This is a genomic window from Klebsiella quasivariicola (genome assembly GCF_002269255.1).
Lineage (GTDB): Bacteria > Pseudomonadota > Gammaproteobacteria > Enterobacterales > Enterobacteriaceae > Klebsiella > Klebsiella quasivariicola.
Map to the genome: position 1 here is coordinate 1 of NZ_CP022823.1, position 20,435 is coordinate 20,435.

A 20,435-nucleotide genomic window follows, 5' to 3' on the forward strand; every position below is an offset into this window, starting at 1 on the left:
GTGTCACTTTCGCTTTGGCAGCAGTGTCTTGCCCGATTGCAGGATGAGTTACCAGCCACAGAATTCAGCATGTGGATCCGCCCATTGCAGGCGGAACTGAGCGATAACACGCTGGCACTGTATGCGCCAAACCGTTTTGTGCTCGACTGGGTAAGGGACAAATACCTCAATAATATCAATGGACTCCTCAATGATTTTTGCGGTGCTGATGCCCCGCAGCTGCGTTTTGAGGTGGGCGCTAAGCCTGCCAGCTCGCTGCAGAAAGGGGCGGTAAGCCCGGCTGCGGCGACCATCCCGGCGGCGCAGGTACAGACCGCGCGCACGGCGCCGACGATCGTGCGCCCAGGCTGGGATAATGTCCCGGCGCCAGCGGAGCCGACCTACCGCTCTAACGTTAACGTGAAACACACGTTTGATAACTTCGTCGAAGGTAAATCTAACCAGCTGGCCCGCGCGGCGGCGCGTCAGGTGGCGGATAACCCGGGCGGCGCCTACAACCCGCTGTTCCTTTATGGCGGCACCGGTCTGGGGAAAACCCACCTGTTGCACGCCGTGGGTAACGGCATTGTGGCGCGTAAGCCGAACGCCAAAGTGGTCTATATGCACTCCGAGCGTTTCGTCCAGGACATGGTCAAAGCGCTGCAGAACAACGCCATAGAAGAGTTTAAGCGCTACTACCGCTCTGTTGACGCCCTGTTGATCGATGACATTCAGTTCTTCGCTAATAAAGAACGATCCCAGGAGGAGTTTTTCCACACCTTCAATGCCTTGCTGGAAGGTAATCAGCAGATCATCCTGACGTCGGATCGTTATCCAAAAGAGATCAACGGCGTTGAGGATCGTCTAAAATCCCGCTTCGGCTGGGGGCTGACGGTGGCGATCGAGCCGCCGGAGCTGGAAACCCGCGTTGCGATCCTGATGAAAAAAGCCGATGAAAACGACATTCGCCTGCCGGGCGAAGTGGCGTTCTTTATCGCCAAGCGTCTGCGTTCGAACGTGCGTGAACTGGAGGGGGCGCTGAACCGTGTTATCGCTAACGCCAACTTTACCGGCCGGGCGATCACGATTGATTTCGTGCGCGAAGCGCTGCGCGATCTGCTGGCGCTGCAGGAAAAACTGGTCACCATCGACAATATTCAAAAGACGGTGGCGGAGTACTACAAGATTAAGGTAGCGGATCTGCTGTCCAAGCGCCGCTCCCGTTCGGTGGCGCGTCCTCGCCAGATGGCGATGGCGCTGGCCAAAGAGCTGACCAACCACAGCCTGCCGGAAATCGGCGATGCGTTTGGCGGCCGCGACCATACCACCGTGCTGCACGCCTGCCGCAAGATTGAGCAGTTGCGTGAAGAAAGCCACGACATTAAAGAAGATTTTTCCAATTTAATCAGAACATTATCCTCGTGACGCTATGAAATTTACCGTAGAACGTGAACATTTATTAAAACCGCTGCAACAGGTGAGCGGTCCGTTAGGTGGTCGTCCGACGCTGCCCATTCTCGGTAACCTGCTGCTTCAGGTCGCGGACGGCACACTGTCGCTGACCGGTACCGATCTTGAAATGGAGATGGTGGCGCGCGTGGCGCTGGTTCAGCCGCACGAAGCGGGTGCCACGACCGTTCCGGCACGGAAATTCTTTGATATCTGCCGCGGACTGCCGGAAGGGGCGGAGATCGCGGTTCAGCTGGAAGGCGATCGGATGCTGGTGCGTTCCGGCCGCAGCCGCTTCTCGCTGTCGACCCTGCCCGCTGCCGATTTCCCGAATCTTGACGACTGGCAGAGCGAGGTGGAATTTACCCTGCCGCAGGCGACGATGAAGCGCCTGATCGAAGCGACCCAGTTCTCGATGGCGCACCAGGATGTTCGTTACTACTTAAACGGTATGCTGTTCGAAACCGAAGGCAGCGAACTGCGCACCGTCGCCACCGACGGCCACCGCCTGGCGGTCTGCGCGATGCCGCTGGAAGCATCGCTGCCGAACCATTCGGTGATCGTGCCGCGTAAAGGGGTGATTGAGCTGATGCGGATGCTCGACGGCGGCGATACCCCGCTGCGCGTGCAGATCGGCAGCAACAATATCCGCGCCCACGTTGGCGATTTTATCTTCACCTCTAAGCTGGTTGATGGCCGTTTCCCGGATTATCGCCGCGTATTGCCGAAAAACCCGGATAAACACCTCGAGGCGGGCTGCGATATTCTCAAGCAGGCTTTTGCCCGCGCGGCGATTCTTTCCAACGAGAAATTCCGCGGCGTGCGGCTGTATGTCAGTGAAAACCAGCTGAAAATCACCGCCAATAACCCGGAACAGGAAGAGGCGGAAGAGATTCTGGATGTGACCTACGCCGGAACGGAGATGGAGATTGGCTTCAACGTTAGCTATGTGCTGGATGTGCTGAATGCGCTGAAGTGCGAGAATGTACGTATTCTGCTGACGGATTCGGTGTCGAGCGTGCAGATTGAGGATGCGGCTTCGCAATCCGCAGCCTATGTCGTCATGCCTATGAGATTGTAGTGGAAAATATCGGGCTATCTTACTTGCCATTTTCAACCTGGGCTGTGCTCGCCCCTGTCACGTACTTCGTGTACGCTCCAGGGTCTGCGCGCAGTCCGCGTTGAAACTGGCTGCGCCGATAACGCCCTGGCCCAAAGAACGCTGATATGTCACTGACGCGCTTGCTCATCAAAGACTTCCGCAATATTGAAAGCGCGGATCTCGCTTTATCTCCCGGCTTTAACTTCCTGGTTGGCGCGAACGGCAGCGGCAAAACCAGCGTGCTGGAAGCTATCTATACGCTCGGTCACGGCCGGGCGTTTCGTAGTTTGCAAATTGGCCGGGTGATCCGCCACGAGCAGGAGGCTTTTGTCCTGCACGGCCGCCTGCAGGGCGAAGAGCGGGAAACCGCCATCGGCCTGACCAAAGACAAACAGGGCGACAGCAAGGTGCGCATCGACGGCACCGACGGCCACAAAGTGGCGGAGCTGGCGCACCTGATGCCGATGCAGCTGATTACGCCGGAGGGGTTTACTTTACTCAACGGCGGCCCCAAATACAGAAGAGCATTCCTCGATTGGGGATGTTTTCACAACGAAGCCGGATTCTTCACCGCCTGGAGCAACCTGAAGCGCCTGGTCAAGCAGCGCAACGCCGCGCTACGCCAGGTGAGCCGCTATGCCCAGCTGCGGCCGTGGGATCTGGAATTAATCCCGCTGGCGGAGCAGATCAGCCGCTGGCGTGCCGAATACAGCGCCGCTATTGTCGAAGACATGGCGGATACCTGTCAGCAATTTTTACCGGAATTCACCCTCACCTTCTCTTTCCAGCGCGGCTGGGAAAAAGAAACGGACTACGCCGAGGTGCTGGAGCGGAATTTCGAACGCGACAGAATGTTAACCTACACCGCCCACGGCCCGCATAAAGCGGATTTCCGCATTCGCGCTGACGGGGCGCCGGTGGAAGATACCTTGTCGCGCGGGCAGCTTAAGCTGCTGATGTGCGCCCTGCGTCTGGCGCAGGGAGAGTTCCTCACCCGCGTCAGCGGGCGGCGCTGCCTGTACCTGATAGATGATTTTGCCTCGGAACTTGATGATGCCCGCCGCGGTCTGTTATCCAGCCGCCTGAAAGCGACGCAGTCACAGGTTTTCGTCAGCGCCATCAGCGCTGAACACGTTATGGACATGTCGGACAAAAATTCGAAGATGTTCCGCGTGGAAAAAGGTAAAATAACGGATTAACCCAAGATTAAATGAGCGAGAAACGTTGATGTCGAATTCTTATGACTCCTCCAGTATCAAAGTCCTGAAAGGGCTGGATGCGGTGCGTAAGCGCCCGGGTATGTATATCGGCGACACGGATGACGGCACCGGTCTGCACCACATGGTATTCGAGGTTGTGGATAACGCTATCGACGAAGCGCTCGCGGGTTACTGCAAAGATATCGTTGTCACCATCCACAGCGATAACTCCGTCTCCGTACAGGATGACGGCCGCGGCATCCCAACCGGCATTCACCCGGAAGAGGGCGTCTCCGCAGCGGAAGTTATCATGACCGTCCTGCACGCCGGCGGTAAATTCGATGATAACTCCTATAAAGTGTCCGGCGGTCTGCACGGCGTAGGCGTCTCGGTGGTTAACGCCCTGTCGCAGAAGCTGGAGCTGGTTATCCAGCGCGATAACAAAGTGCACAAGCAGATGTACGAACACGGTGTACCGCAGGCGCCGCTGGCGGTGACCGGCGAGACCGACAAAACCGGCACCATGGTGCGTTTCTGGCCAAGCCTGGAAACCTTCACCAACGTCACCGAATTCGAGTATGACATTCTGGCGAAACGCCTGCGCGAGCTGTCGTTCCTGAACTCCGGGGTCTCTATCCGCCTGCGCGATAAGCGCGACGGTAAAGAGGACCATTTCCACTACGAAGGCGGCATCAAGGCGTTCGTTGAGTATCTCAACAAGAACAAAACGCCGATCCACCCGAATATTTTCTATTTCTCCACCGAAAAAGACGGTATCGGCGTGGAAGTGGCGCTGCAGTGGAACGACGGCTTCCAGGAAAACATCTACTGCTTTACCAACAACATCCCGCAGCGTGACGGTGGTACTCACCTCGCTGGCTTCCGCGCGGCGATGACTCGTACCCTCAACGCCTACATGGATAAAGAGGGTTACAGCAAAAAAGCGAAAGTCAGCGCCACCGGCGACGATGCCCGTGAAGGCCTGATCGCTGTGGTATCGGTGAAAGTGCCGGATCCGAAATTCTCCTCACAGACCAAAGACAAGTTGGTCTCCTCCGAGGTGAAATCGGCGGTGGAGCAGCAGATGAACGAACTGCTGAGCGAATACCTGCTGGAAAACCCGTCCGATGCCAAAATCGTGGTCGGCAAAATTATTGACGCCGCGCGCGCCCGTGAGGCCGCACGTCGCGCCCGTGAGATGACTCGCCGTAAAGGCGCGCTGGATCTGGCAGGCCTGCCGGGCAAACTGGCGGATTGCCAGGAACGCGATCCGGCGCTGTCTGAACTGTACCTCGTGGAAGGGGACTCCGCGGGCGGCTCTGCGAAGCAGGGTCGTAACCGTAAGAACCAGGCGATCCTGCCGCTGAAGGGTAAAATCCTCAACGTTGAGAAAGCCCGCTTCGATAAAATGCTCTCTTCCCAGGAAGTGGCGACGCTGATCACCGCCCTGGGCTGCGGCATTGGTCGCGATGAATACAACCCGGACAAGCTGCGCTATCACAGCATCATCATCATGACCGATGCGGACGTCGACGGCTCGCACATTCGTACCCTGCTGTTGACCTTCTTCTACCGCCAGATGCCGGAAATCGTCGAGCGCGGGCACGTCTATATTGCCCAGCCGCCGCTGTACAAAGTGAAGAAAGGCAAGCAGGAACAGTACATTAAAGACGATGAAGCGATGGATCAGTATCAGATCTCCATCGCGCTCGACGGTGCGACCCTGCACACCAACGCCAGTGCGCCAGCGCTGGCGGGCGAACCGCTGGAAAAACTGGTTGCCGAGTTCAATGCCACCCAGAAAATGATTGGCCGTATGGAGCGCCGCTTCCCGAAAGCGCTGCTGAAAGAGCTTATCTATCAGCCGACCCTGACCGAGGCCGATCTGGCGGACGAGCAGAAGGTGACCCGCTGGGTGAACACCCTGGTCTCCGAGCTGAACGAGAAAGAACAGCACGGCAGCCAGTGGAAATTTGATCTCCACGAGAACAAAGAGCTGCAGCATTTTGAACCGGTTATTCGCGTCCGTACCCACGGGGTGGATACCGACTATCCGCTGGATAATGAGTTCATCGTAGGGCCGGAATATCGCCGTATCTGCACCCTGGGTGAGAAACTGCGCGGTCTGATGGAAGAAGATGCCTACATCGAGCGCGGCGAACGCCGTCAGCCGGTAGCCAGCTTCGAGCAAGCCCTCGACTGGCTGGTGAAAGAGTCCCGTCGCGGTCTCTCCATCCAGCGTTATAAAGGTCTGGGCGAGATGAACCCGGATCAGCTCTGGGAAACCACCATGGATCCGGACAGCCGCCGCATGCTGCGCGTGACCGTTAAGGATGCCATTGCCGCTGACCAGCTGTTCACCACCCTGATGGGCGATGCCGTTGAGCCGCGTCGCGCCTTTATCGAAGAGAACGCCCTGAAAGCGGCGAATATCGATATTTAAGCCGCATGTTTCCCGGTAACGAGTTTTACCGGGACAACAGGATGAGTAAGCCCGGTCGCATCGCGCGATCGGGCTTTTTTTTGCCGCTAAAAGGGGAATCCTCTGCCGCGGTTCCATCCCCCTTTCGGGCCGACACTTTTACTGTTTTTTGAGCGGAATCGCGTTAGCATGAGGGGAGACTCATCTTACCCGGGGATCCTATGACTATTAAACTGATTGCAATCGATATGGACGGCACGCTGCTGCTGCCAGACCATACCATTTCTCCGGCGGTGAAAGCCGCCATCGCTGCGGCGCGCGAGCGCGGCGTCAATGTGGTGCTGACCACCGGTCGCCCTTACGCGGGCGTCCATAGCTATCTGAAAGAACTGCATATGGAGCAGCCGGGGGACTACTGCATTACCTACAATGGCGCGTTGGTGCAGAAAGCCGGGGACGGTAGCACCGTCGCGCAAACCGCGCTGAGCTATGACGACTATCGCTTCCTTGAGCAGCTCTCCCGCGAGGTCGGCTCCCATTTCCACGCGCTGGATCGCAATACGCTGTATACCGCGAACCGCGATATCAGCTACTACACCGTCCACGAATCCTACGTGGCAACCATTCCGCTGGTGTTCTGCGAAGCGGAGAAAATGGACCCTGAGATCCAGCTGTTGAAAGTGATGATGATCGATGAGCCGGCAATCCTTGACCAGGCCATCGCCCGTATTCCGGCGGAAGTGAAAGAGAAGTACACCGTGCTGAAAAGTGCGCCTTACTTCCTCGAAATTCTGGATAAACGCGTCAATAAAGGCACTGGCGTGAAATCGCTGGCCGATGCGCTCGGCATCAAGCCAGAAGAGATTATGGCGATTGGCGATCAGGAAAATGATATCGCGATGATTGAATTTGCCGGCGTCGGCGTGGCAATGGATAACGCCATTCCTGCGGTCAAAGAAGCGGCGAACTTCATCACCAAATCTAACCTTGAAGATGGCGTCGCCTTCGCCATTGAAAAATACGTTTTAGCGTAAGCTTCCTTCAGGCCCGGCGTTCGCCGGGTCTGTCTTCTCTTTTTTCATGAACAGATGTTAATCCGCATTTAAATCCCTCAATCCTCGCAGGGGATTCTATAAGCTACCCGCCCTCTTTTTAGCAACTCAGAACTAACATCATACTTTTCATGAATATATACCACCGTTTGATGTTGGTTACGCTGCCATTCGCCTCTGTTCAGATTTGCGCGGCCGCGGAACCAACGGCGCCGCTCGAACCGGCGTATGCCTATCACGGCGCAGAGCCTGCGGATCTGCCGGCGCCAGAAAGTCGCCAGCCTGCGGCGACAGAATCGTCCTCGCTACTCCCTTTGCTAGGCGATGAGGCCAGAAAGCGCGGCTACGTACTGCCGCTGCCGTTTGGCGTTAGTATTAACTATATGGATATGCGGCTGAATATTAATGTCGACAGCATTAACTTCACCGGGCTGTCGCTGGATGGTCGCAATATCGATTGCGGTAAGAGCTTCGCCTGCAAACGTGCGGTGAATAATATTTTCGCTAATGGGCCCGTCTCGCTGGATAACGCTTTCCAGATTGGCGTCGGTAATACGCGGGAAAGCAGTAAAACCGAAACGCTCAAGCTGGATGCCTGGCTGCTGCCGTTTATGAACGTTTATGGTCTGGTCGGGCACACCGAAGGACATTCAATTTCGCAGATTGCCGTCGGCCTGAAGGGGCCGAATGGTAAAGTGGTCCCTCTGCCGGGGATGCAGGATCTCGACTTTCGCCTCGATTTTAAGGGTACCACCTACGGGATGGGCACCACCCTGGTGGGTGGCGTCGGCAACTGGTTTACGGTGTTCGACGCCAACTACACCCAGACGCGTTTTGATATCCTCGACGGTAGCATCGACGCGTTTACCTTTTCGCCGCGCGTAGGCTATCGTTTCACTACGCCATCGGTCGATACGCTGCATCTCCCCGCCGGAAAGCTGAACCTGTGGGTCGGCAGCATGTATCAGGATGTGCAGCAGGAGTTTAAGGGCAGCCTTAACGATCTCTCGATGCCGTCGCCGATGCTGCAGAATATGGTCAATCTGGCCAACCAGGACAATAACGGTCGCTTTGATGTGAAACAGCATCTCCAGTCGCCGTGGAACGTGCTGGTGGGCGCGCAGTATGAGATGACGCAGAACTTTAATATTACTACCGAGTTTGGCTTTGCCGAACGTAACAGCTTCTTTATCGCCGGTGAGTATCGCTTTTGAGCCGACTGTTTATCACTTTTCTGCTGCTGATGACCAGCCCGATCTGCAGCCAGGCCGAAATGCTCAGCCGCGAGAAAATCGACGGTTGGCTGCAGCATCTCGGCGCCAGCGATAAGTTCGACGCCAGCAAAGGGATCGACTGGGGCGTGATGCCCGGTCCGTTCTATACGCCGGAGCTGGGGCTGGGCATCGGCACCGCTGTCGTCGGCATGTATCGCCCCGATCCGCAGGATACCACCAGCCAGAACTCGACCCTGACGCTGAGCGGCTACGCCAGCTCCACCGGCGCCTTCGGCCTCAGCGTGAAAAACTACGCCTTTTTCGACAACGACCTGTGGCGCGTTTTTGTCGAAGGGTCGATGGCCAATACGCCCACTTATTACTGGGGGCAGGGTTTTCACGCCGGGGATAAAGACAATGAAAAAGAGAAGTATACCGCCCAGGTGCTGACTCTGCGCCCGACAATCTACCGGCAACTGTTCGACAATGTCTATCTGGGCGCGGGATGGTCGCTGGCGGCGCAGAACGCCGATGAGATGGACCACGACGATTTACCGAAAATAGAAAGCACCTCACAGGGGCCGTCGGTATTCAGTTCGGGCGCCAGCGTTGCCCTGAACTGGGACGATCGCGACTTTGTCCCCAACCCGCGTCGGGGTCAGTATGCTAACGTCCGCTACACCCATTATGCGCCCGGATTAGGCAGCGATACCCGCTTTGACGAATTTCAGCTGCACTATAGTCATTATCATGCCCTGAGCGAGAAAAGCGTGCTCGCCTGGGAGGCCGATGGCGCCTTCACCCAGGGCGAGGTGCCGTGGAGCATGATGCCCCTGTTGGGCAGCGATGAGCGGATGCGCGGTTACTATGAGGGGCGCTATCGCGATAAAAACGTCGTCAGCGGCCAGCTGGAATATCGTCGGCAGCTCACCTGGCGGCATGGGATTGTGGCCTGGGCTGGGGCGGGAACCATGGGGCCGTCGCTGTCGTCGTTGAACAATGGCCGCTGGCTGCCCACCGGCGGCGTTGGCTACCGTTTCGAGTTCAAACCTCGGGTGAATATTCGCCTCGACTATGGCATTGGTAAGGGCAGCAGCGGCTTTTACTTTCAGGTCGGGGAGGCGTTTTAAGCACCTTGCCGGGCATTCAACCTTGCGCGGATTGCGGTATGCTAACGCCACTCTTATATCGGCCCGGTCAGCACGCCATGAAACAAGTTACCTTTGCTCCCCGCAACCACCAGCTCACCAATACCCGTATCTGGACCCCCGACAGCCAGTGGCTGGTGTTCGATGTCCGCCCGTCCGGCGCGTCGTTCACCGGCGAGACTATCGAACGGGTGAACGTCCACAGCGGTGCGGTGGAGATCGTCTATCGCGCCACTGAAGGGGCCAGCGTTGGCGTGGTGACCGTGCATCCGACCGAGGAGCGCTATGTGTTCATTCACGGCCCCGAGCGGCCGGATGCGCAGTGGCAGTATGATTTTCATCATCGCCGCGGAGTGGTGGCCTTTCAGGGGGGCGTCGAGAATCTGGACGCCATGGACATTACCGCCCCTTACACCCCCGGCGCGCTGCGCGGCGGCAGCCACGTTCACGTCTATAGTCCCAACGGTCAGTTCGTCAGTTTTACCTATAACGACCACGTGCTGCACGCGCGCGATCCGGCGCTGGATCTGCGCAACGTCGGCGTGGCGGCGCCCTATGGGCCGGTGACGCCGCCGGGCCACCATCCGCGCGAATACGGCGGCAGCCACTGGTGCGTGCTGGTGAGCCGCACGACGCCGACGCCTGTTCCGGGGAGCGACGAGATTAATCGCGCCTATGAAGAGGGCTGGGTCGGGAACCATGCGCTGGCGTTTATTGGCGATACCCTGGCGGAAAACGGCGACAAAGTCCCGGAGCTGTTTATGGTCGAGCTGCCGCAGGATGAAGCCGGCTGGAAGCAGCCCGGCGGGGAGCCGCTGGCGGGCACGGCAACCACGATGCCGGCGCCGCCGGCGGGCGTCTGTCAGCGTCGTTTGACCTTCACCCACCGTCGCCGCTACCCGGGGCTGGTGAACGTCCCGCGCCACTGGGTGCGCGCCAATCCGCAGGCGACGGCGATAGCCTTTCTGATGCGCGACGACGCCGGGGTGGTGCAGCTGTGGCTGATTTCACCGCAGGGGGGCGAACCGCGGCAGTTGACGTATCACGCGTCGGGTATCCAGTCGGCGTTTAACTGGCATCCGTCGGGAGAGTGGCTGGGCTTTGTGCTGGAGGATCGGATTGCCTGCTGCCATGCCGGCACGGGGGATATCACCTTTTTAACCGACGCGCATGCCCATGCGCCTTCGGCAGACGCGATCGTCTTTTCGCCAGACGGTAAACAGATTGCCTGGATGGAAGAGGTGGACGGTTATCGCCAGCTATGGGTCACGCAGACCGGACGATAACTTACTGGGCAGGCATCGGCGCTGGCGGGATCACCGAGTTGGTCGCCAGCGTGGCTTTCTCGCTCTTTTCGACTCGCGATTTGATAGAGCTGTCGGTGCGGAACATATCCCACGGCAGCAGCAGGGTATCCATGACGGCGGTGAATGGCATATCCAGCGCCACCAGCGATTTGACACCCCAGTTGGTGTCGCTGTCTCCCAGCGTTTGCGCGCTGGAACGTGTACCCGGATAGGTTCCCTCTTTGCCACCGGTATGTGACATTACGCTGGAGCAACCGCTCAGGCTTATTATCCCGCTGAACAGGACCAGCTTTAACAGTCGTCTGCTTTTCATTATTTTTCCATCGTCGTTTCGGGCGTTGAGATAACCTTTCAGCGGTTATATCGGGCCATCCCGTGAATGCATAGCGTTATTGCGCCGCATTGTGGCGGGCATCGCACTTTGCTTTTTGTGCTCCTCCCCCCAGTCTAAGCAATCATTGGCAAACTGCAAAAAAATTCGCCCTCAATCCCTTGAAAATCAGAGGGAGAAACCCATTTTATAGGTGTAACCCACTGAGAATACGCCTGAGGGGTATTCCGGATTACCGCGGCCTGTCCACGATGGAAGGTCATTTGATTCTCGCTGATTTTCAGGAGCTATTTATTATGCGTAACTTCGATCTCTCCCCGCTTTATCGTTCAGCCATTGGTTTCGACCGTCTGTTCAACCTGCTGGAAAACAATCAAAGCCAGAGCAACGGTGGCTACCCTCCGTATAACGTCGAGCTGGTAGACGAAAACCACTATCGCATCGCCATCGCGGTGGCCGGCTTTGCTGAAAGCGAGCTGGAGATCACGGCCCAGGACAATCTGCTGATCGTCAAAGGCGCCCACGCCGCCGAGCAGAAAGAGCGGACCTACCTGTATCAGGGGATCGCCGAGCGCAACTTCGAGCGCAAATTCCAGCTGGCGGAAAATATTCACGTCCGCGGCGCCAACCTGGTGAACGGCCTGCTGTACATCGATCTGGAACGTGTCATCCCGGAAGCGAACAAGCCGCGCCGTATCGAAATTAACTAATTATCCGTTTCAGGCCGCCACGCGGCCTGATGTAAAAACTTGCTCGCCGTCAGGGAGCAGATGCGAATCCACGCTATTCGCAGATATTCACTCGCTTCATAGAAGGAGAAAACACTATGCGTAACTACGATTTATCCCCCCTGCTGCGTCAATGGATCGGTTTTGACAAACTGGCCAGCGCCCTGCAAACCGCCGGTGAAAGCCAGAGCTTCCCGCCTTATAACATCGAAAAAAGCGACGATAACCACTACCGCATTACCCTTGCGCTGGCCGGTTTCCGTCAGGAAGATCTGGATATTCAGCTGGAAGGTACCCGCCTGGTGGTGAAAGGCACGCCGCAGCAGCCGGAAAAAGAGACCACATGGCTGCACCAGGGGCTGGTGAGCCAGGCCTTCAGCCTGAGCTTTACCCTTGCCGACAACATGGAGGTCTCTGGCGCGACCTTCACCAACGGCCTGCTGCATATCGATCTGACCCGCAATGAGCCTGAGCAGATTGCCCCGCAGCGTATCGCCATCAGCGAACGACCAGCGTTAAATAGTTAATTAAGCGAATAACTTATAAGGCCCCGATTTTCGGGGCTTTTTTGTGCGCGAGAGCGCAATAAACTTACTTGCTGCAACGGGTGTTTCAGTTTAAAAAACAATCATACTTTGGGACTCACTCAAACAAGGATACGTTATGAACGAACAGCAGCCATTTGAAGCGATTAGAAAGAGCGATGAGGCGGGGCGGGAGTATTGGTCTGCCCGCAACCTTGGTCCCCTGCTTGACTATAAAGAGTGGCGGAATTTTTATAAGGTCATTGCAAAAGCGATAATTTCATGTGAGGCGAGTGGTCATCCCTCGGCAGACCATTTTGTTGAAACCAACAAAATGGTCGAATTAGGTTCTGGCGCCAGCAGGAATCTTGAAGATTTCCACCTCTCACGCTACGCCTGCTATCTGGTAGTGCAAAATGGCGATCCGTCGAAACCGGTGATTGCTGCGGGGCAAACGTACTTTGCCTTGCAAACCCGGCGCCAGGAATTGCAAGATGATCAAATATTTAAGTCTCTACAAGAGGATGAAAAGCGACTGTTCCTGCGCAATGAACTCAAAGAGCATAATAAACATCTGGTTGAAACGGCCCAACGTGCCGGTGTTGAGACGACTCTTGATTTTGCTGTCTTTCAAAACCATGGCTATAAAGATCTCTATGGTGGTCTTGACCAAAAAGCAATCCATGAGCGTAAGGGCCTAAAGAAAAGCCAAAAAATACTCGACTATATGGGATCGACTGAGCTCGCGGCCAACCTGTTTCGTGCTACCCAAACGGAAGAAAAACTACGTCGGGACGCGGTTGATTCGAAGCAACTCGCCAACAAAACGCATTATGACGTAGGGCAAAAAGTACGCCAGACTATTAAAGATCTGGGTGGCACTATGCCTGAAGCGCTTCCTTCCCCGGAGAAAAGTATTCAGCAACTCACTATCGCAGCGAAAAATAAGAACGCGCCTGAGTAGCGTATCTTACTCCATGATTATTGTGCGCCAGGCGGCATACAACCCGTCTGGCAGTGGTCATAATCCCTGTAGTTAATAATGTTATTCACAGGGACGGTACCATGAGTGAGATAGCATTGACGGTCAGCGTGCTGGCGCTGGTGGCGGTGGTTGGGCTGTGGATCGGCAATGTCAAAATCCGCGGCGTCGGCTTTGGCATTGGCGGTGTCCTGTTTGGCGGGATTATTGTCGGCCACTTTGTCGATCAGGCGGGCGTCGCCCTTAGCAGCCCGATGCTGCATTTTATTCAGGAATTCGGTTTGATCCTGTTTGTCTACACCATCGGTATCCAGGTGGGACCGGGCTTTTTCGCCTCGCTGCGGGTCTCAGGCCTGCGGCTCAATCTGTTCGCTATCCTTATCGTTATCCTCGGCGGTCTGGTGACCGCGGTGCTACATAAACTGTTCAATATTCCTCTCCCGGTGGTGCTCGGCATCTTTTCCGGCGCGGTGACCAACACGCCGGCGCTGGGGGCCGGGCAGCAAATTCTGCGCGATCTTGGGGTGCCCTTCGATGTGGTCGATCAGATGGGGATGAGCTACGCGATGGCCTATCCGTTCGGCATCTGCGGCATTCTGCTGACCATGTGGCTGGTGCGCCTGTTCTTCCGCATCAATGTGGAGAAAGAGGCCCAGCGGTTTGAGGAGAGCAGCGGCAACGGCCACGCTCATTTGCACACCATCAACGTGCGGGTGGAGAACCCCAATCTCAATCAGATGGCGATTCAGGATGTGCCGATGCTCAACAGCGACAACATCGTCTGTTCGCGGCTGAAGCGCGGTGAGCTGTTGATGGTGCCTGCGCCGGGCACCCTTATCCAGGCTGGCGACCTGCTGCACCTGGTGGGGCGACCTGAGGATCTGCACAATGCGCAGCTGGTGATTGGCCAGGAGGTGGCGACCTCGCTGTCGACGCGCGGCACCGATCTGAAAGTCGAGCGGGTGGTGGTGACTAACGAGAAAGTGCTGGGGAAGAAAATACGCGATCTGCACGTCAAACAGCGCTATGACGTGGTGATCTCCCGGCTTAATCGCGCTGGCGTCGAGCTGGTGGCCAGCAGCAGCGCCAGCCTGCAGTTTGGTGACATCCTTAACCTGGTCGGCCGCCAGGAGGCGATTGACGCTGTGGCCGCCGAGCTGGGTAACGCCCAGCAGAAGCTGCAGCAGGTCCAGATGCTGCCGGTGTTTATCGGCATCGGCCTCGGAGTACTGCTGGGCTCTATTCCGTTATTTATTCCCGGCTTCCCCGCCGCGTTGAAGCTGGGGCTGGCTGGTGGGCCACTGATTATGGCGCTGATCCTCGGGCGCATCGGCAGCATCGGCAAGCTGTACTGGTTTATGCCGCCGAGCGCTAACCTGGCGCTGCGCGAGCTGGGGATCGTGCTGTTTCTGGCGGTGGTCGGGCTAAAATCGGGGGGCGACTTTGTCGCCACCCTGACCGAAGGCGACGGCCTGAGCTGGATTGCTTACGGCATCTTTATCACCGCCATCCCGCTGCTGACGGTAGGCATTCTCGCGCGCGTGCTGGCGAAGATGAACTATCTGACGCTGTGCGGCATGCTGGCCGGCTCCATGACTGACCCGCCGGCGCTGGCCTTCGCCAACAATCTGCACGCCACCAGCGGCGCGGCGGCGCTCTCTTACGCCACCGTCTATCCGCTGGTGATGTTCCTGCGGATTATCACCCCGCAGCTACTCGCCGTGCTGTTCTGGGGGCTGAGCTAGCGGGCTTTGCGCCTGGACGCGGCGCAGGTGGTAATCCACCTGATACTCGCTGGCGTTGCGGAACATGACGGAATAATTAAGAAACTCGCCGCTGTCGCTGTAGGAAAGGGAGGTAATACGCAGCAGCGGCGTCTGTTCAGGGACGTTCATTGAGCGCGCCAGCTGCCTGTCCGCCAGTACCGGCGTCAGCGTTTCATAGTTCCCGCTGATGATGATCCCGCACTCCTTCTCAATATAATCAAATTTCGACCCCTCCAGATGGCTCAGCGACAGGTTGCGGAACAGCTTCACTGGCATATAGCTATCCTCCAGCATCAGCGGCTTGCCATCGACGTAGCGCACCCGCCGTGAGAAGTAGATCCGTTCATCAATTTTAATCCGCAGCAGGCTGGCGATGGCCGGCGGGGCGGGCATCACCTCAAAGGCCAGCACCTGACTCACCACCTCTTTACCCTGCTTGCGCAACACTTCCGCCAGGCCGGTGAGATTACTGGTTTCGTGGTGGACATCTTTGCGCGCCACGTAGGTCCCGGCGCCGTGGCGACGAACCACCAGTCCCCAGTCCACCAGCAGATTGATGGCTTTGCGGATGGTCATGCGCGCCACCCCGAATTCCTCGGCCAGTTTTTTCTCTCCCGGCAGCGGGCTGCCGATGGCGAAGTCGGCGGAATTCAGCCGCAGCCGCAGACGGTCAGCAATAGATTTGTAGATCACCAGTAGTCCTCTTACGCAGGAAAGGGAAACGCTGTTTTCTTCATGATTTGTTAAAAAAATAGTTTTATTACAAATGATTAGTACTCATTTATTTAGTTAATTCCACTGCCTGACTTATCGATGTCTAATTTTTATTAAAGAAGTAGACAACTTTGACCAAATTAAAACCATGAAAGCGATCACGAATCGCAACGGCGCGGCATGTTGTCGGACGGGCAAATTCCTATTCTCGAGTGAGGCCGGTAACAAGAAAAAGAAGGCCACTCACCCTACGAGTTGTTACATGAGGATTTTCAAATGCTCAGTCAAATACAACGCTTTGGCGGCGCCATGTTTACCCCGGTTTTATTGTTTCCTTTTGCCGGGATCGTGGTCGGTATCGCCATCATGCTGCGCAACCCGATATTCGTCGGCGAAGCGCTGACCGCACCCGACAGCCTGTTTGCCCAGATCGTTCACATCATTGAAGAGGGCGGCTGGACCGTCTTTCGTAATATGCCGCTGATTTTCGCCGTCGGCCTGCCGATCGGCCTGGCGAAACAGGCCCAGGGCCGGGCCTGTCTGGCGGTGCTGGTGAGCTTCCTCACCTGGAACTACTTTATCAATGCCATGGGGATGACCTGGGGCCACTTCTTTGGCGTCGACTTTTCCGTTGAACCCACGGCCGGCAGCGGCCTGACGATGATTGCCGGGATCAAAACCCTCGACACCAGCATTATCGGGGCCATCGTCATCTCCGGCCTGGTGACGGCTCTGCACAATCGCTATTTCGATAAACCCCTGCCGGTATTCCTCGGCATCTTCCAGGGCTCATCCTTTGTGGTCATTGTCGCCTTCCTCGCGATGATCCCCTGCGCCTGGCTGACGCTGCTCGGCTGGCCGAAGGTACAGCTGGGGATTGAGTCGCTGCAGGCCTTCCTGCGCTCAGCCGGGGCGCTTGGGGTGTGGGTCTACATCTTCCTTGAGCGCATCCTGATCCCCACAGGCCTGCACCACTTTGTCTATGGCCCGTTCATCTTTGGCCCGGCGGTGGTGGAGGGCGGTCTGCAGGTCTACTGGGCGGAGCATCTGCAGGCGTTCAGTCAGAGTACAGAACCGCTGAAGACGTTGTTCCCGGAGGGCGGCTTTGCCCTGCACGGTAACTCGAAAGTGTTTGGTTCGGTGGGGATTGCGCTGGCGCTCTACTTCACTGCCGCGCCGGAAAACCGCGTCAAGGTCGCCGGCCTGCTGATCCCCGCCACGCTGACCGCGATGCTGGTCGGGATCACCGAGCCGCTGGAGTTCACCTTCCTGTTCATCTCGCCGCTGCTGTTCGCCGTTCACGCGGTGCTGGCGGCGACCATGGCGACGGTGATGTACATCTGCGGGGTGGTAGGCAATTTCGGCGGCGGTCTGCTCGACCAGTTCCTGCCGCAAAACTGGATCCCGATGTTCCATCACCACGCCTCGATGATGTTCATTCAGATAGGCATCGGTCTCTGCTTCACCGCCCTCTACTTCGTGGTCTTCCGCACCCTGATCCTGCGTCTGAACCTGAAGACGCCTGGCCGGGAAGAGAGCGAAATCAAGCTCTACACCAAAGCCGATTACCAGGCGGCGCGAGGTAAAACCACGGCAGCCGCCGCGCCAGAGACCCGGCTGGGTCAGGCCGCTGGCTTCCTGCAGGCCCTCGGCGGCGCCGACAACATTGAAAGCATTAACAACTGCGCCACCCGACTGCGCATCGCGCTGGTCGATATGGCGAAAACGCAAAGTGACGACGTCTTTAAAGCGCTGGGCGCCCACGGGGTAGTACGCCGCGGCAACGGGATTCAGGTCATCGTCGGCCTGCACGTTCCCCAGGTGCGCGACCAGCTGGAAAACCTGATGAAAGATTCTCTTTCGACCGAACATACCACCATGACGGAGGCAGTATCATGAAAAAATTCTCAGTTGTTATCGCAGGCGGCGGCAGCACCTTCACCCCGGGCATTGTTCTGATGCTGCTGGCAAACCAGGATCGTTTTCCGCTGCGGTCGCTGAAATTTTACGACAACGACGGCGCGCGGCAGGAGACCATCGCCGAGGCGTGCAAAGTGATCCTCAAAGAGCAGGCGCCGGAGATTGAATTCAGCTATACCACCGATCCGCAGGCGGCGTTTACCGATGTTGATTTCGTCATGGCACATATCCGCGTCGGTAAATATCCGATGCGTGAACAGGATGAGAAAATCCCGCTGCGCCACGGCGTGCTGGGCCAGGAGACCTGCGGACCGGGCGGGATCGCCTACGGTATGCGCTCTATCGGCGGGGTGCTTGAGCTGGTGGATTATATGGAAAAATATTCGCCGAACGCCTGGATGCTCAACTACTCCAACCCGGCGGCGATTGTGGCGGAAGCCACCCGTCGTCTGCGGCCAAACGCCAAAATCCTCAATATCTGCGATATGCCGATCGGCATTGAAGGGCGGATGGCGCAGATTGTCGGCCTCAAAGATCGCAAACAGATGCGCGTGCGCTATTACGGGCTTAACCACTTCGGCTGGTGGACCTCGATTGAGGACCTCGACGGCAACGATTTGATGCCGAAACTGCGCGAATATGTGGCGAAATATGGCTATGTGCCGCCCTCTAACGATCCGCACACCGAGGCCAGCTGGAACGATACCTTCGCCAAAGCGAGAGACGTGCAGGCGCTGGATCCGCAGACCATGCCGAACACCTACCTGAAATATTACTTGTTCCCGGACTACGTGGTGGCTCACTCCAACCCGGAACGCACCCGCGCCAACGAGGTGATGGATCATCGGGAGAAAAACGTCTTCAGTGCCTGCCGGGCGATTATTGCCGCCGGGAAATCCACTGCCGGCGATCTGGAGATTGACGAGCATGCGTCGTATATCGTCGATCTGGCGACGGCCATCGCCTTTAACACGCAGGAAAGGATGCTGCTGATTGTGCCGAACAATGGCGCGATCCATAACTTTGACGCCGACGCGATGGTGGAGATCCCGTGCCTGGTGGGCCACAACGGACCGGAACCGCTGACGGTCGGCGACATCCCGCACTTCCAGAAAGGGATGATGAGCCAGCAGGTGGCAGTGGAAAAACTGGTGGTCGATGCCTGGGAACAACGCTCTTACCACAAGCTGTGGCAGGCGATTACCCTGTCGAAAACCGTACCGAGCGCCTCGGTGGCGAAAGCGATCCTCGACGACCTGATTGCGGCCAACAAAGATTACTGGCCTGAGCTGCATTAATCCCCGCTGTTTGACCGGCGCCCGCGGGGCGCCGGTTCTTCTCCCCGGTTCCTGATTTACGCTATGCTGAAGCCTGCCTGCGCGATGAACAAGGAACTGTAATGAAAATCTCCCGCCTCGGCGAAGCGCCAGATTACCGCTTTTCGCTGGCTAACGAACGCACCTTTCTGGCGTGGATCCGCACGGCGCTCGGTTTTCTGGCCGCTGGCGTCGGCCTTGACCAGTTAGCGCCGGACTTTGCCACGCCGCTGATCCGTGAAATGCTTGCCCTGCTGCTGTGTCTCTTTGCCGGCGGCATGGCTATCTATGGCTATCTGCGCTGGCTGAATAACGAGAAGGCGATGCGTCTGAAGCAGGACCTTCCCTATACCCGCACGCTGCTGGTGATTAGCATCCTGCTGTTGGCGGTGGTGGCCGCGGTGATGCTGCTGGTGGTGTATGGCGGATAAACGCCGGGCGCGGCGGGAAGGCGATCCGGGACTACAGCCAGAGCGCACCTCGCTGGCCTGGTTTCGCACTCTGTTGGGCTATGGCGCGCTGATGGCGCTGGCGATTAAACACAGCTGGCACCGCGCCGGTCTGCCGTTCTGGCTGTCTGTCGGCGTGCTGGCCGTGGTGGCGGTGATCCTCTGGCGCTATACCCGCCGTCGTCATCTGATGGACGTCGATGACAGCGATTTTTTTCAGCCGCGGGCGGTTCGTGACAAATTTTTGATCGCTCTCGCAGTACTTTCTCTGGCATTCCTGTTTGCTGTTACTCACCTTCAACAGATCGTTTTATTCATTAGGGATATGTCATGACAGGATGTCCGGCGAATTTGCCTCTCACTCATGCCCCCGGCCAGCAACATGACACTCCCTTTCAGGCTGTCGTGGTGGAGGCGCATCATTGCCACCAGCCGCAGGCGTTCTATGCGCAACTGCGTCAACAGGGTCTCACCGCTATCCATTTTATTCCGCAGCTGGCGGCGGGCGATGCCGCGCTCTGGGGCGAGTTTCTCTGCACCGTTTTTCACCGCTGGGTGCGGGAAGATATCGGACGCATCAGTATTTTGCTGTTTAGCGAGACGCTGAGCGCCTGGTGTGGTGAGAAGATGGCGCCGCCGGGCGCGCCGGCGGCCAACAGCACCTGCTACGGCTGCCCGTGGCTGCGCCTGTGCCGCTGCGGCGAACAGGAAGACCCGCTGTGCGCGGGTTACCGGCAGTTCTACGATCTTAGCGGGCCTTATATGCGAGTAATGCGGGACTTACGCCGACAGCAGCGGCCGCCCGAGGCGCTGATGCCGCTGCTGCGCTGAAG

The 20,435-nt window shown here is 57.4% G+C and carries 19 protein-coding genes and 1 other annotated feature; of the genes, 17 read left to right on the forward strand and 2 right to left on the reverse strand.

The genetic code is table 11. The features are described from left to right. From dnaA to B8P98_RS00040, 8 genes are all read left to right on the forward strand, one after another. Entirely contained in the window at positions 1-1,404 is a 1,404-nt protein-coding gene (gene dnaA / locus B8P98_RS00005) for a chromosomal replication initiator protein DnaA (protein WP_025711354.1), read from the forward strand. Positions 1,405-1,408: 4 nt separating this feature from the next. Then, complete coding sequence (gene dnaN, locus B8P98_RS00010; protein WP_025711353.1) at positions 1,409-2,509, forward strand: DNA polymerase III subunit beta; 1,101 nt, start codon at positions 1,409-1,411, stop codon at positions 2,507-2,509. A 146-nt stretch (positions 2,510-2,655) separates the two neighbouring features. Next, positions 2,656-3,729 (forward strand): DNA replication/repair protein RecF, encoded by a 1,074-nt coding sequence (gene recF / locus B8P98_RS00015; protein WP_008806744.1) that lies wholly within the window; start codon positions 2,656-2,658, stop codon positions 3,727-3,729. A 28-nt stretch (positions 3,730-3,757) separates the two neighbouring features. Further along, positions 3,758-6,172 (forward strand): DNA topoisomerase (ATP-hydrolyzing) subunit B, encoded by a 2,415-nt coding sequence (gene gyrB, locus B8P98_RS00020; protein ID WP_025711352.1) that lies wholly within the window; start codon positions 3,758-3,760, stop codon positions 6,170-6,172. A 200-nt stretch (positions 6,173-6,372) separates the two neighbouring features. Further along, entirely contained in the window at positions 6,373-7,185 is an 813-nt protein-coding gene (gene yidA, locus B8P98_RS00025; protein ID WP_023313767.1) for a sugar-phosphatase, read from the forward strand. A 149-nt stretch (positions 7,186-7,334) separates the two neighbouring features. Further along, positions 7,335-8,417, forward strand: a complete 1,083-nt coding sequence (locus B8P98_RS00030; RefSeq protein WP_095032605.1) for a porin family protein — start codon at positions 7,335-7,337, stop codon at positions 8,415-8,417. Next, positions 8,414-9,547, forward strand: coding sequence for a BamA/TamA family outer membrane protein (locus B8P98_RS00035; protein WP_025711350.1), 1,134 nt, complete (start codon positions 8,414-8,416; stop codon positions 9,545-9,547). Before B8P98_RS00030 ends, B8P98_RS00035 begins: the two co-directional genes overlap by 4 nt. A gap of 77 nt (positions 9,548-9,624) precedes the next feature. Beyond that, a complete protein-coding gene (locus B8P98_RS00040) occupies positions 9,625-10,851 on the forward strand; it encodes a DUF3748 domain-containing protein (RefSeq protein WP_080897969.1) in 1,227 nt (408 codons plus the stop codon). Position 10,852: 1 nt separating this feature from the next. Here the strand turns inward: B8P98_RS00040 and B8P98_RS00045 are convergent, their stop codons facing one another. Further along, on the reverse strand, positions 10,853-11,185 hold the full coding sequence (locus B8P98_RS00045) for a YceK/YidQ family lipoprotein (protein WP_004151524.1): 333 nt from the start codon (positions 11,183-11,185) through the stop codon (positions 10,853-10,855). A 245-nt stretch (positions 11,186-11,430) separates the two neighbouring features. Further along, positions 11,431-11,506 (forward strand) — a sequence feature (ROSE (Repression Of Heat Shock gene Expression) occurs in the 5'-region of heat shock genes and acts as an RNA thermometer to modulate expression.). On the opposite strand from B8P98_RS00045, the gene ibpA reads away from it, so the two are divergent. The 4 genes from ibpA (at position 11,500) to B8P98_RS00065 (ending at position 15,182) form a co-directional block, all read left to right on the forward strand. Beyond that, a complete protein-coding gene (gene ibpA, locus B8P98_RS00050) occupies positions 11,500-11,913 on the forward strand; it encodes a small heat shock chaperone IbpA (RefSeq protein WP_004151523.1) in 414 nt (137 codons plus the stop codon). Its footprint overlaps the feature before it by 7 nt. A 116-nt stretch (positions 11,914-12,029) precedes the next feature. Next, positions 12,030-12,458, forward strand: a complete 429-nt coding sequence (gene ibpB, locus B8P98_RS00055) for a small heat shock chaperone IbpB (protein ID WP_004145074.1) — start codon at positions 12,030-12,032, stop codon at positions 12,456-12,458. A gap of 136 nt (positions 12,459-12,594) precedes the next feature. Further along, on the forward strand, positions 12,595-13,419 hold the full coding sequence (gene dinD, locus B8P98_RS00060) for a DNA damage-inducible protein D (protein ID WP_080897968.1): 825 nt from the start codon (positions 12,595-12,597) through the stop codon (positions 13,417-13,419). 101 nt (positions 13,420-13,520) lie between these two features. Next, positions 13,521-15,182 (forward strand): putative transporter, encoded by a 1,662-nt coding sequence (locus B8P98_RS00065; RefSeq protein WP_025711347.1) that lies wholly within the window; start codon positions 13,521-13,523, stop codon positions 15,180-15,182. On the opposite strand, the gene B8P98_RS00070 is transcribed toward B8P98_RS00065, so the two are convergent. Beyond that, positions 15,150-15,896 (reverse strand): GntR family transcriptional regulator, encoded by a 747-nt coding sequence (locus tag B8P98_RS00070; RefSeq protein WP_025711346.1) that lies wholly within the window; start codon positions 15,894-15,896, stop codon positions 15,150-15,152. The two genes, B8P98_RS00065 and B8P98_RS00070, sit on opposite strands and share 33 nt — an antisense overlap. A 297-nt stretch (positions 15,897-16,193) precedes the next feature. Between B8P98_RS00070 and B8P98_RS00075 the strand changes: the two genes are divergently transcribed. The 5 genes from B8P98_RS00075 to B8P98_RS00095 all read left to right on the forward strand — a co-directional run bounded on the left by B8P98_RS00075 (position 16,194) and on the right by B8P98_RS00095 (position 20,433). Then, entirely contained in the window at positions 16,194-17,816 is a 1,623-nt protein-coding gene (locus B8P98_RS00075; RefSeq protein WP_095032606.1) for an alpha-glucoside-specific PTS transporter subunit IIBC, read from the forward strand. Beyond that, positions 17,813-19,135, forward strand: a complete 1,323-nt coding sequence (locus B8P98_RS00080) for a 6-phospho-alpha-glucosidase (RefSeq protein WP_095032607.1) — start codon at positions 17,813-17,815, stop codon at positions 19,133-19,135. The genes B8P98_RS00075 and B8P98_RS00080 overlap by 4 nt, the downstream gene beginning before the upstream one ends. 101 nt (positions 19,136-19,236) lie before the next feature. Next, positions 19,237-19,584, forward strand: coding sequence for a YidH family protein (locus B8P98_RS00085; RefSeq protein ID WP_095032608.1), 348 nt, complete (start codon positions 19,237-19,239; stop codon positions 19,582-19,584). After that, positions 19,574-19,936, forward strand: coding sequence for a DUF202 domain-containing protein (locus B8P98_RS00090; RefSeq protein ID WP_095032609.1), 363 nt, complete (start codon positions 19,574-19,576; stop codon positions 19,934-19,936). Before B8P98_RS00085 ends, B8P98_RS00090 begins: the two co-directional genes overlap by 11 nt. A 74-nt stretch (positions 19,937-20,010) precedes the next feature. Further along, a complete protein-coding gene (locus tag B8P98_RS00095; RefSeq protein ID WP_095032610.1) occupies positions 20,011-20,433 on the forward strand; it encodes a regulator in 423 nt (140 codons plus the stop codon). The last annotated feature ends 2 nt before the right edge of the window (positions 20,434-20,435 follow it).

Coding starts and splice junctions, on each gene's coding strand:
- ibpA (WP_004151523.1), top strand. CDS start 11,500: ATGCGTAACTTCGATCTCTCCCCGCTTTATCGTTCAGCCATTGGTTTC.
- dinD (WP_080897968.1), top strand. CDS start 12,595: ATGAACGAACAGCAGCCATTTGAAGCGATTAGAAAGAGCGATGAGGCG.
- ibpB (WP_004145074.1), top strand. CDS start 12,030: ATGCGTAACTACGATTTATCCCCCCTGCTGCGTCAATGGATCGGTTTT.
- B8P98_RS00075 (WP_095032606.1), top strand. CDS start 16,194: ATGCTCAGTCAAATACAACGCTTTGGCGGCGCCATGTTTACCCCGGTT.
- dnaN (WP_025711353.1), top strand. CDS start 1,409: ATGAAATTTACCGTAGAACGTGAACATTTATTAAAACCGCTGCAACAG.
- B8P98_RS00080 (WP_095032607.1), top strand. CDS start 17,813: ATGAAAAAATTCTCAGTTGTTATCGCAGGCGGCGGCAGCACCTTCACC.
- B8P98_RS00040 (WP_080897969.1), top strand. CDS start 9,625: ATGAAACAAGTTACCTTTGCTCCCCGCAACCACCAGCTCACCAATACC.
- B8P98_RS00030 (WP_095032605.1), top strand. CDS start 7,335: ATGAATATATACCACCGTTTGATGTTGGTTACGCTGCCATTCGCCTCT.
- B8P98_RS00065 (WP_025711347.1), top strand. CDS start 13,521: ATGAGTGAGATAGCATTGACGGTCAGCGTGCTGGCGCTGGTGGCGGTG.
- B8P98_RS00085 (WP_095032608.1), top strand. CDS start 19,237: ATGAAAATCTCCCGCCTCGGCGAAGCGCCAGATTACCGCTTTTCGCTG.
- recF (WP_008806744.1), top strand. CDS start 2,656: ATGTCACTGACGCGCTTGCTCATCAAAGACTTCCGCAATATTGAAAGC.
- B8P98_RS00045 (WP_004151524.1), bottom strand. CDS start 11,185: ATGAAAAGCAGACGACTGTTAAAGCTGGTCCTGTTCAGCGGGATAATA.
- gyrB (WP_025711352.1), top strand. CDS start 3,758: ATGTCGAATTCTTATGACTCCTCCAGTATCAAAGTCCTGAAAGGGCTG.
- yidA (WP_023313767.1), top strand. CDS start 6,373: ATGACTATTAAACTGATTGCAATCGATATGGACGGCACGCTGCTGCTG.
- B8P98_RS00090 (WP_095032609.1), top strand. CDS start 19,574: ATGGCGGATAAACGCCGGGCGCGGCGGGAAGGCGATCCGGGACTACAG.